We start from the raw sequence: 1,500 nt of genomic DNA on the forward strand, positions 1-1,500 counted from the left end.
AAGCCGCCGCTGATTTTAGCTCCCGATTCATACGGCGGACCAACCCGTATCGATTTTCGCAGACGTACTGGGTTTCCCAGTCGTGTACCGCCTGATAAGATACACATGATAAGGCTTTTTGGACCAGTCCTGGTTTGATTTCAACCCCGTACAGGGCGATGGAGAGTACGTCGGCACTGATTGTCGGAGAGCCTCCCTTGTTCTTGTATCGACCAAAGGTGCTTTCCACGATGTCGGTACAACACACCAGCCGTTGGTATTTACCTATCAGTGCTTCGTGATCGATAAAGAACTGACGCACCTTTGAGATAAAAGTTTTGGACTCCTCGTTCAACGTATACTTTTTGGAGAAGCCCGTAATGGCTTGCTCCCATTTTTTCCGGCTGATGGTACTCAGGCCAGCTCCTTTGAGGATGCCAGCGGTGAGTTCGACCAGGGTCTTGAGCTGTTTCATGCATTGCACCCGCGCCCGCGCCGCATCGATAAAGTGCAGCTTTTTACGACTGCTTTCGGGAAGATTGGCCCAAATTGAATCGATGCGCTCAACCCAATGGACGATGGTAAAGATACGCAAAAAGCGATCCTTGTCACGCAGGGTTGGCGGTAGCAAAAAACCTTCGGAGGTGAGCATTAGTTTGCGGCGTAGCTGACCAATATCTGCCGACAACTGACTCAATACGGGGTCATCAGAAAGTACCTTTTTGACTGCGTTCATCATCACGTGCGTACAGTCGCCTACAGCATCCAAACCCAGTATTCTAAGGGCTTTAGCCAAATTAGTACCTCCATCAGTGATGCAGTATTTTAACTTGAGCTGGGGCATGCGGGCCAGATTACGCCGTAGAAATGCGGCTACGAGTTCGCCCGTCCAGGATTGTTGAACTTCCATGCCGAGTACCACCACGTCGTCGCCCGTCAGGGGGTTACCACGTTTACAATTAGGATCGAATTTTAAGCCTAGCAGCAAGAGTAGTTTTTCGCGACCGATCTGAATGCTTTCGTCGAGTAAGCCGATGTAGTTGCCCACGTACTCCGTGGCGTATTCGAGCTGGTACAACCCCAGACGTAAGACCCAACGTCGGACGCTGGAATGGCTAGGTGTGCCGTATTCCCAGCCTAATAGTTGAGCGACAAAGCCAACTGTCTTGGCTGCGCAACGCAATGACCCCTTCCCATGGACGACAATGAAGACCGCAATGGCAATGAGTTGAGCGGGGTAAGTGTGGCCCTCAACTTTCAACGGAGCCATTTTGGCTTGAAGGATAGCGTTTTCGGCTTCCAATCGGGTCACCCGCTTTTGGCTCCGCCGTAGGCGGGCTTGGAGTAAGCGACGGGATTTAGTAGCGGTAAGAGCTGTGCTTTTCCATCGTTGTACCTTAGCTTTGAGTCGTGCTCGCATCCGTGTTTTTTGTCTCGCAACTCAAAGCTACTGGATTGCGAGCACACTTTTACAAAGGACAGAATCAGGCGTGGGCAGGAGCTAACAGACGGAACACCCTA

1 protein-coding gene is annotated in these 1,500 nt (G+C 51.3%); it reads right to left on the bottom strand.

Features of this window, described 5'->3' with window-relative positions; translation table 11 throughout:
* Nucleotides 1–1,249: hypothetical protein (locus tag FUA23_RS22140; RefSeq protein WP_147932955.1), on the bottom strand; the 1,249-nt coding region annotated here is incomplete at its 3' end.
* Nucleotides 1,250–1,500 lie beyond the last annotated feature (251 nt).

This window comes from Neolewinella aurantiaca, from assembly GCF_008014675.1.
GTDB classification, from domain to species: domain Bacteria; phylum Bacteroidota; class Bacteroidia; order Chitinophagales; family Saprospiraceae; genus Neolewinella; species Neolewinella aurantiaca.